Annotated in this window: 11 protein-coding genes; 2 read left to right on the top strand and 9 right to left on the bottom strand. The window is 54.5% G+C overall.

From position 1 onward, the window contains the following. From ACLQ7H_RS11395 to ACLQ7H_RS11380, 4 genes are all read right to left on the bottom strand, one after another. A partial coding sequence (locus ACLQ7H_RS11395; RefSeq protein ID WP_411752758.1) for a PQQ-binding-like beta-propeller repeat protein occupies positions 1-943 on the bottom strand: 943 nt, incomplete at its 3' end. 230 nt (positions 944-1173) lie between these two features. Beyond that, complete coding sequence (locus ACLQ7H_RS11390) at positions 1174-1902, bottom strand: RES family NAD+ phosphorylase (RefSeq protein ID WP_411752757.1); 729 nt, start codon at positions 1900-1902, stop codon at positions 1174-1176. After that, entirely contained in the window at positions 1883-2644 is a 762-nt protein-coding gene (locus ACLQ7H_RS11385) for a hypothetical protein (RefSeq protein WP_411752756.1), read from the bottom strand. Before ACLQ7H_RS11385 ends, ACLQ7H_RS11390 begins: the two co-directional genes overlap by 20 nt. Positions 2645-2769: 125 nt before the next feature. Then, the gene (locus ACLQ7H_RS11380) at positions 2770-3591 is read right to left on the bottom strand and encodes an AraC family transcriptional regulator (protein ID WP_121608626.1); all 822 of its coding nucleotides are present in this window, start codon (positions 3589-3591) and stop codon (positions 2770-2772) included. A 141-nt stretch (positions 3592-3732) separates the two neighbouring features. Here ACLQ7H_RS11380 and ACLQ7H_RS11375 point away from each other — a divergent pair, with 141 nt between their 5' ends. Continuing rightward, positions 3733-4611 (top strand): helix-turn-helix domain-containing protein, encoded by an 879-nt coding sequence (locus tag ACLQ7H_RS11375; RefSeq protein ID WP_411752755.1) that lies wholly within the window; start codon positions 3733-3735, stop codon positions 4609-4611. A 178-nt stretch (positions 4612-4789) separates the two neighbouring features. Beyond that, the gene (locus ACLQ7H_RS11370; protein WP_411752754.1) at positions 4790-5710 is read left to right on the top strand and encodes a L,D-transpeptidase family protein; all 921 of its coding nucleotides are present in this window, start codon (positions 4790-4792) and stop codon (positions 5708-5710) included. A 52-nt stretch (positions 5711-5762) separates the two neighbouring features. On the opposite strand, the gene nadS is transcribed toward ACLQ7H_RS11370, so the two are convergent. The 5 genes from nadS to ACLQ7H_RS11345 form a co-directional block, all read right to left on the bottom strand. Beyond that, the gene (nadS, locus tag ACLQ7H_RS11365) at positions 5763-6053 is read right to left on the bottom strand and encodes a NadS family protein (protein ID WP_411752753.1); all 291 of its coding nucleotides are present in this window, start codon (positions 6051-6053) and stop codon (positions 5763-5765) included. A 42-nt stretch (positions 6054-6095) separates the two neighbouring features. Further along, complete coding sequence (locus ACLQ7H_RS11360; protein WP_411752752.1) at positions 6096-6419, bottom strand: type II toxin-antitoxin system RelE/ParE family toxin; 324 nt, start codon at positions 6417-6419, stop codon at positions 6096-6098. A gap of 180 nt (positions 6420-6599) precedes the next feature. Next, on the bottom strand, positions 6600-7712 hold the full coding sequence (locus tag ACLQ7H_RS11355) for a class II histone deacetylase (protein ID WP_411752751.1): 1113 nt from the start codon (positions 7710-7712) through the stop codon (positions 6600-6602). Then, positions 7709-8899, bottom strand: coding sequence for an MFS transporter (locus ACLQ7H_RS11350; protein WP_411752750.1), 1191 nt, complete (start codon positions 8897-8899; stop codon positions 7709-7711). Before ACLQ7H_RS11350 ends, ACLQ7H_RS11355 begins: the two co-directional genes overlap by 4 nt. Before the next feature lie 106 nt (positions 8900-9005). Then, a partial coding sequence (locus ACLQ7H_RS11345) for a response regulator transcription factor (protein WP_411752759.1) occupies positions 9006-9175 on the bottom strand: 170 nt, incomplete at its 5' end.

Raw genomic sequence — 9175 nt, 5'->3', positions numbered from 1 at the left:
TGATGGTTTCCAACAGCTTGTAGCTCTTGGCATCGATCACGCTCACGGTGCCTTCTTTACGATGAGTGACATACACTTCATTGCGCGCCGGGTTGAACAACACGGCCAGGGATTCCGGTACGTCGATCTTTTGCAGAATGTTGCCGTTGTTGGTATCAACAACCAGCACCTGCGGCTGCTTGGAGTCGGTAATAAACGCGCGGTGATTTGCCGGATCCAGGCTGATATTCAGGAAGAAGTGTTCCTTCGACTCATCCAGCTTCTTACGTGACAACACCTTGTTGGTTTTGGTATCGATAGTCACCAATTCGCCATCGGCATTGGTAACATACAGGCGGCTTGCCGCTGCATCCAGCGCCAGACCGGTACCGTATTTACCGGTTTCGGTGATGGTGGTGCGCAGGGTCAGATCCTTACCATCCACTACCCAAACTACGCTAGACTCGCCCAGGCCGGTGATATAGACGGTGTCCGTGGTCGCGTCTGCCACCAGCTCACGTGGTGCCAGTGGTTTCACGGTATCAGAGCGTTTACGTGCGTCCAATACCAGGCGGCCTTTCACTTCGCCGGTTTTGCCGTCGATAGCGGTCAGTGAGTTGCTGGTGGTGTTACCAAAATAGAGGGTGTCGGTCTTGGTATTGATGGCGGCACCGAACGGTTTGATATCGTTATGAATGATCTGCGTGATATCCAGCGTTTGTGGATCGAGGCGATAGACAATGCCGCCCTTATCCAGCTTGCGGCTCTGTGAAGTTGCCAGATACAGCGCATTCTCGCCCTGGCTGTACACCATCTCGTAAGCGCCTTTACCTACCGGCTTACGCAGCAGTTCCGTTTCTGTCTGTGCCAGCACAGAGGTGGAAAACATCAGGCTGCTGAGAAGCAACAGAGGGTAAACCGCACGTCCGCCAAACTTACGGCTGGTGGTCATCATAGCGTTCATAAAAGCTCCATTTCGTCAAAATACAGGTCACTACCGGGCTGCTGCTCGGCGGCTAAATCGGGCTCAACATTGAATCGAAAGCAAAATCTGGCCGGTCATGTCATCGCATGTGGCTCACTATATTTGTGAATGATAATCATTATTCTTACGGAAGGGGAGCACTTTTGTCGCTTGGGGCGATAACTGTCACGTTTAGGGCAATCAAAGAGAGGAGAATATCCGTCCAGTGTCTATTCTTCGGTCAGGATCAGGCCCAGACGATCGGCGGTCTTTTGGATAATTTGGCCAATGGCTTTATGGCTGAAAAGACGGCTTGAAGGTTCGGCTATCGAGAGTTCACTATCCATGACCCGTTGGCCGCCAAACAGGATCAAGGCGAAATGGTCGTCATCTCTTTTTGAGTACCACTTCATTCCGTCAACGTTATGATGCTGTTGATAAATAGCCTGCGACCAGGCTCGGGTTTGTGAGTATTCGAGCTGGGTACTGCCGATCAATTCATCACGATCGATTCCCATATAGAGGCAGTCCTGTGCTCGGCAACTGACGACGTTCAGATCCCGTTCTGGTTTCAACTGGATGTAATGCAAATGGGTAAATGGGCGTAAGTCGAAAAATTCTGTTTTGCCGGTGGCGACCACATCGTGAAAAACCGATTCCGCGATGGCGGCTTCGCCACTGCTGGCCAGGTACATGGTGGGGATCAGATCCAAAGCCGCATCCCTGATAGGGCTGAAGCGGGCTCCATACTCATTGGGAAGCAATATTCTGCCAGGATTAAAACTGTTACCGGGATACCGTGCATCGTGGCAGCGATGTAACACCGTGCCTTTGGGGATGACTTCGATTCTTACCCGCAGGGTCTTACCAGGGGCGGTTATCTTGCGGCCAAGAAAAACGGGTGAACCAAAATCTTCCTTTTTTGGCTCACCCTTCTGTTTAACTTTGTTCTGCTCCATCGACGATCCTTTTCACTTCATATTCCGCCGCCGCAATCACATTTGCCGGATATGACTGCAACATCTCCATGGGGCGGCGGCCAGCTAACAGGTTGTTTGACGTCGCGAACCACTGGGCAAGCCCCCAGCCGTGTTTCAGGTTTTTAAAGCTGGCGAGTAACACTGCCATGACCGGGAGAGGGCGATAGTTATCATCCAGCGCATAACGGGGAAAGAGTTGTGTTGCCCCTTTCTTTAATGAAAATATGCGTTGATGGCTTTTCCATTTGCTTGGCTGGGCCGAGGGATTCTCGGTAGCAAAACCTGCCAGATGGGAAATCTGCTCCGCCGTGAGCCATTCGCTGGCCGCCAGGATATGCTCACGCCCGCGCTCCACCTTGGAAATATCAACTAGCCCGCTGTGGTTTACTGGCTCTTGCGTATCCCGCGGAAGCATTATCCGAGTAGTGTCATCCGGATTGATTTGTTGTTCCAGGCTATGAAACATGGTTTCAAAACGTGTTTCGTCGATGTGGCAAACGTCACCCCGATCATTTTCAGCTTGTCTAACTCGGCGGATAGTCTGCAACATGATTTTCAGGTGCTCTTCAACCACTCCGAGAGACGTTGAGTTGTCTATATCAACTTTCAGCTGAAAGAAAGGCTTCTGCGCCTTCATTTTCCTTTTACTGATGACCATCTGCAGCCCATCTTCCCTGATCCTGAGGCCATCTCTGTTGATGTCGATTTCTCGGGCCAGCATTCTCTTCTCCCGTTAGCTAAAGCTAACCGTTTTAACTATTCTAACCAAACTATCCTCAGTTATAGCAGGTTGTGTGAGAATTGACCAGAACAGATGCAGGCAACATTATCAGTCGAAGAGCGGGCTCACAGCCTTATCGCACCAGCAATCGCCTGGTCTGCGGCCGCTTTTTCCGCCAGATAACGGGCAGGGGGCTTACCCACCGCTTTACGGAACATGGTGACAAAACCACTGGCACTTTCGTAGCCGAGATCTAACGCCACGGTCTGGACGCTTTCCCCCTGCGTTAAGCGTTGCAGAGCCAGCATCACATGTAATTGCCGCCGCCAGTGGCCAAAGCTCATGCCCATCTGCTGTTGCAGCGTGCGGCTGAGCGAACGCTCGCTCATGCCAATGCGTTGTGCCCACTGGCCCAGAGTGGATTTATCGGCCGGGTTGGCCAGCAGTTGTTCGGTCAATTGGCGGATGCGGGCATCATTGGATACCGGCAGGTGCAGGTTCTCCAGCGGCGCGGCGGCCAGTTGATCCAACAAAACCTGCGCAATACGCCCTTCCGGGCCTTCTTCCGGGTAGAGAATATCGAACTGGCTGGCCTGCAACAGCAACTCTCGCAGCAATGGGGACACCGTTAAGGTGCAGCAATTTTGCGGCAAGCCCGGGATGGCATCCTGCTCAACGAACAGGCAATAGCACTCGCTTTGGCTGGTAGCCCGCGCATTGTGGCTGACGTTACTGGGCATCCATAGCGCGCACTGTGGCGGCACCAGCCACAGGCCATTTTCCACTTCGCAGCGGATCATGCCGCGCACCGTGTAAATCAATTGCGCTTTGCGGTGGCGATGATGGGTGCATTCCCAGTCTTTCTGCACACTTGATGCCTGAACCGCGAAGATGGCGCGTGGCACGTTATCGATATCGGGTCTGGGATCCTGGCAAGTGGCTTTCATGAGAATAATTATCATATTGGCGTATTTGAGCAATATTATGTCTTGATTGTGCAATGTGGTCTAGCGCCAACGTCGATAGAGTAAGCGCCACTGGCGTGTTTTGTGGTAACACGCTCATGACGACAACGCAGAGGAAAGGCCATGCATCAGGAAAATGTCATCAGTCAACTTCTGGCCTGGATTGAGCAAAGCCTGGATCAGCCCTTGACGCTGGACAGCATCGCGGCTAAATCCGGCTATTCCAAATGGCACCTGCAACGGATGTTCAAGCAGCACACTGGCGAAGTGCTGGGGACTTATGCCCGGCGCAGAAGGTTGACGGCGGCGGCGCGTGAACTGCGCCTGACCAGCGCCACGGTGGCCTGTATCGCAGATAAATACCAGTTCGATTCCCAGCAGACCTTCACCCGTGGTTTTAAAAAACAGTTTGGTTTGCCGCCAGCGGCCTATCGCCGGAACCTGGACTGGCCGAGCTATGGCTTGCAACCGCCGTTGAATATGACCAACGAGCCAATGCCAGAGGCGGAGATTATCGTGCTGCCCTCGATGAAATTAGTCGGCCACACGCAGCAGGGTAGCTGCACGTTGGGGCAATTGGGGCTCTCGAAAAAGCTGCTGCGCCAACATGCCTGGCGGCATTTATTGCATCCAGAACAGGGATTACCCGCCGTCGCGTACGGCCTGATGAGCCTGAAAGCCGACACCCGGCAGCGGGATCGTCAACAGATGGTGTATACGGCGGCACTGCCAGAGGAAGAAGCGGCAGGTGAGGCGGTGACGATCGAACCCGGGGAGTATGCCCGTTTTGCCTATCAGGGGCAGGTTGCAGGGCTACAGAACTTTATCGCCCGGTTGTATGACACAGCCATTCCGCAGATGAATGCGGTACGCCGGCCAGGGCAGGATATTGAGCGTTTTTACCCGGCATTGGGCGTTTGCTACGGTGACGATCAGGCGGCGATCAGCTGTGAATATCTGATCCCGATCCGCCGTGGCGAAGAGGGCAGTGGGCTACGCTAGGGCAGGAATTTACCCAAAGAACACTATTACCCACATCCGGCTACAAAAAAGTGAGGTATTTGCGCTAGTAATGTTTCCATCTTGGCGGCAAGTGCACATATAATGCGCATCCGGTCAAACCAGGCCGGGCAGAACACATACTAATTTTAGCCAGTGCGGCCACCACTTTACTACGAAGATGAAAATGAGCATTCGCGCGTTATTAACCCTGTTTACCGCTCTGGTTGCATTCAGCCAGGCTGCCTTCGCCGTTGTATACCCTTTGCCCGCCAAAGACAGCCGTCTGGTTGGGGAAAATATTCAGATCACCGTGCCTGCAGACAGCAAACTACCGCTGGAGAGCTTTGCGGCTCAATACCAGATGGGCCTGAGCAACATGCTGGAGGCTAACCCTGGCGTTGACCCGTTCCTGCCGCTGCCAGGCAGCACGCTGACCATCCCACAGCAGTTGATCCTGCCAGACGCCCCGCGTGAAGGCATCATCATCAATAGCGCAGAAATGCGTCTGTACTACTACCCGAAAGGCACCAAGACCGTCGTGGTGTTGCCGATTGGTATCGGCCAGTTGGGTAAAGATACGCCGCTGGACTGGGTCACCACCGTACAACGCAAGAAAGCGGGTCCGACCTGGACGCCAACTGCTAAAATGCGTGAAGAGTACGCCGCCGATGGTGAAATCCTGCCCGCGGTATTCCCGGCAGGCCCGGATAACCCAATGGGTCTGTACGCCCTCTATGTGGGTCGTCTGTATGCGGTCCACGGAACCAACGCCAACTTCGGTATTGGCCTGCGCGTGAGCCACGGCTGTGTGCGTCTGCGTGCTGACGACATCAAATACCTGTTCGACAGCGTGCCAGTAGGCACTCGCGTACAGTTCATCAACGAGCCGGTGAAGGTTTCCGTAGAGCCAGACGGTTCACGTTACCTGGAAGTGCACAACCCGCTGTCTGCCAACGAAGATGAGCTGAAGTCGAAAGAGCCAGTGCCGCTTACCATCACCGCGCCAGTTGGCAAAGTGCTGATGGATCCAGCCGTTGACCAGAGCGTAGTGGACGCAGCCATCAAGGCACGTTCCGGTATGCCGGTTAAAGTGAACTGATCTTTGTTTCTGTTGTGAAAAAGACGCCTGCGGGCGTCTTTTTTTATGGCATTTAGATGGCGAGTAGATCGTTAATAATGGTGGGGTGGCGCTCAATCATCAGCAAGATTTTGAGTGAAGAACCGGAGGGTATTCGGCGATTTTGTTCCCAACTTTGCACTAGGGAAGGACTCACTCCAACCGCCAGTGCAAACTCCTCCTGCTTCATGCCGCTGGCTTCGCGTAGTGATTTCACGTTGGGGAGATGATGGCGATGGACACGAGCAGGCTGCATTTCGCCTTTTTCAATCGCGACCATCTGCTCCATGCTTTCGACCAGATCGTTAAAAAGTTCTTTGTCCACTTTGCAACCTCTAAGCAAGTGCTATGCCTTGTGCGGCACCGTTTAATTCAGTTTATCGGTTAACGCTTTAAGTATCGCTTTCTCGGATTCGGTTAAGTCGTCTTTGGCGTTTTTAGGATAAACAATCAGCAAGTAAAGCTTGCCGCTGCGGGTGATGACGTAATAGATAACTCTTACACCACCTTGTTTCCCCATGCCTGGACGGTTCCATCGGATTTTTTTGCAACCGCCTGTTTTACTTATAGTATCGCCGTCTGCGTGATATTTTAACAGGTGGGTTTGTAGTTCACGAGAGTTATCATCGTCTAATAGGGTTTCGCGTTGCCTGCTAAAAACTGGGGTTTCGATGAACTCAAAGTATTCCATTACGACGCCTCCCTATCATTCACAATACTCGTACATAGTACGACAATCAAGTTCTGATGGTTTATTGTACAGAAAAATGGCACAGACGCCTGCGGCAATCTCAGTTTGATGACCACGTGGCAATGTTGCTGAATTTGTGGGGGTAGAATATGTGCGACCCAACAACATTGCCACGCCCGCTTATAAACCAAATTGGCGTGCCAGTTGGTCGATAGCGTCACGCTGGAACTGGTTAAACGCTTCGCGGGGCTGCTGTTGCTGAATAAATTCCAGCATCGGGTCTTGTGCCTCGGTGCGTATGCCGCTCAACTCCTCCATTACCGCCAGGCCGCAGAACGGCACATAAGCTTCGGCGTAACCTCCTTCATGAACCATCACCAGCTTGCCACCACAGAGCCTGTCTGCAGCGCTTTGCACTTGGGCTGTCATAGCGCGGAAGCTGTCGCTATGTAGCTGCATCCGAGCCAAAGGATCGATGGCGTTAGCATCGTAACCGCAGGCGATAATAATCATCTCTGGCTCGAACTGCTCCAGCGCCGGAATGACGATTTGCTGCATGGCGTATTGATAACCGTCGTCACCGGCCCCGGCCAGCAGCGGAATATTGATGTTGCAACCCGCTCCGGCCCCTGCGCCGCGATCTTGTTCACCGGCGTAGCCTGCCGGGAAGCAGCCGTCTTGATGCAACGAGATGGTTAGCACGTCGTCTCGCTGCCAGTAAATGTGTTGGGTGCCGTTGCCGTGATGCACGTCCCAGTCGATCACCGCCACTTTGCCTAGCCCGCAGCGGTCTTTGGCCCGTTCGATGGCGATAGGAATATTAGCCAGGAAGCAGAACCCCATCGATTGATCCGGCAGGCAGTGATGGCCCGGCGGGCGTGACAGGGAATAGGCGTTGTCTAGTTCGCCTTTCAATACCGCCTCGACAGCAGCGCAGGCCAGCCCAGCGGAAAGTTTGGCAATCTCATAGCTGCCTGGCCCCAAAGGCGCTTCCTCTCCCAGCATGCCGCCGCCGTTATCACTCAGCTGTTTGAAACGTTGCAGGTAATGTGCCGGATGGATACGCAATAAATCTTCCTCATCGGCCAGCTCGGCGCTCAGTAACTTAAGCTGGCGCGACAGGCCGGAGACGTCCATCAGGTTTTTCATCCGCCGCTTGGTTTCCGGCGACTCGGCATGCCCAGCCCCTGAAGGCGGTTGTACCCAGCCGCCCACTGGCAGCGTGGTGGCATGTAAACCGGTGCTATGCCAGAAACAGCGTTCATCGAAGAAAAATCCGGTTGTTCTTTTCACCTTATGACTCCTGTTAAACGGCGCGGCGCGCGCGGTGAAGCCAGCGAGATCAGCAGCAGTGACAGCAGCGCACAGCTCAGTGCGCCGATCAGCAGTGCGTTGATCCCACCGGAAGATTCGATCAGGTAACCCGCCAGCGTGGGGCCAATAGCCATGCCGCCGCCAATCACCAGATTGATGCTGTTCATCAGCTTGCCGTTGTTATCCAGCACCGAGACGCGCGCCAGAATAAATGGCAGCACGAAGGTCCAGGTGAACTTGAACATGACAGCGGCAAGGGTGAAGCGAATGAGTAGCGGGTTGCGGCTCAGCAGCAGCACGCTGGCAATCAGCAGGCCATAGCCGATCCACAGTAGCGGCTTGTGGCTGCGTCTTGCGCCAACCAATGCCGCCCCGCCAGCCCCGATGATGCCAAACAGCGTGGCGGCGGCCAGCACCTGCCCGCTGTGAACCGGCGAAAGGCCAGCGCTGGCAGCGATATTGCCGATAAAGGTCCAGACTGCACTCAGGCTGATGTAAAAGGCCAGTACCGCCAGCACGGCAAACAGCTTGTAGATGGGCGGGCTTGGGGGCATCTGGCTGGTTGCGCTGTGGCTATGACGAAAGCCGCTGGGGAATGCGCTCAATAACGGCAGGCAACACAGCATGATCGCCGCCAGGATCAGGTAGACCGCCATCAGGCCGAAATGAGCAAACAGCGGGGGCAATGCCAGCAAGCCGAACACGCCTAGCAGCAGTTGGCCCAGCACCCAAAAGGCATAGACCCGGCTAGGGTTGGCGGTACCTGCCGCGCAGGAGATGCAGAGGATCATCAGTGTGCCGCCGGCCAGTGAAGCGATAAATCGCAATACCAGTAGCAGGCTGAAATCGGTGGTCATGGCCGAGGCCAGATTACCGATCAGAAAGACCGCGGCCGCCAGCGTGGCGATCTTGCGCCAGTTGATCCGGCTGATCCACCACCAGGCGGGCAGCGTAGCTATGCTCATGGCTCCCAGCTCGGTAGAAAACAGGTGACCGATCTGGCCTGGCGTGAGGTGCCACTGGCTAGCCAACTGGGCCGCGACGGCGGGGGCGGTCATCAGGATCCCCGGCGCGATGGCGGCAAATACGATGATCGCCGTTAACAACTTGGGTGGGCAGGAGAGCACCGCCCCGGCAGAAGGTACTGAAACTGCATCACTGGACATCGTCGTTATCCTTGAGTTTCGTCAATCATTACCCTCCACGCTTTTTAAGCATGGGGAGGCCGCGCCAGCATTGGCGGAGGGTTGATTGTTACTGCTTTAGTCAGGATCAGCCGTAGGCAATAAAACCGCTGGAAACCAGTTCGGTGCGGTTGACCACGGCGGTTTTGGCAAAGATGTTGCGCATATGGGTTTTCACCGTCGATAGAGAAATGCCGAGCTTCAGGGCGATACGCTTATTGCTGGCCCCTTCACGCACCATATTGACGATCTCCTGCT

The sequence above is a fragment of the Serratia sp. (in: enterobacteria) genome, assembly GCF_046715635.1.
Taxonomy (GTDB): domain Bacteria; phylum Pseudomonadota; class Gammaproteobacteria; order Enterobacterales; family Enterobacteriaceae; genus Chania.
The sequence above is the reverse complement of the archived record's forward strand: the minus strand, read 5'-3'. Positions and strand labels throughout refer to the sequence as shown.

Coding starts and splice junctions, on each gene's coding strand:
- ACLQ7H_RS11390 (WP_411752757.1), bottom strand. CDS start 1,902: ATGGAGCAGAACAAAGTTAAACAGAAGGGTGAGCCAAAAAAGGAAGAT.
- ACLQ7H_RS11385 (WP_411752756.1), bottom strand. CDS start 2,644: ATGCTGGCCCGAGAAATCGACATCAACAGAGATGGCCTCAGGATCAGG.
- ACLQ7H_RS11350 (WP_411752750.1), bottom strand. CDS start 8,899: ATGTCCAGTGATGCAGTTTCAGTACCTTCTGCCGGGGCGGTGCTCTCC.
- ACLQ7H_RS11375 (WP_411752755.1), top strand. CDS start 3,733: ATGCATCAGGAAAATGTCATCAGTCAACTTCTGGCCTGGATTGAGCAA.
- ACLQ7H_RS11380 (WP_121608626.1), bottom strand. CDS start 3,591: ATGAAAGCCACTTGCCAGGATCCCAGACCCGATATCGATAACGTGCCA.
- ACLQ7H_RS11370 (WP_411752754.1), top strand. CDS start 4,790: ATGAAAATGAGCATTCGCGCGTTATTAACCCTGTTTACCGCTCTGGTT.
- ACLQ7H_RS11360 (WP_411752752.1), bottom strand. CDS start 6,419: ATGGAATACTTTGAGTTCATCGAAACCCCAGTTTTTAGCAGGCAACGC.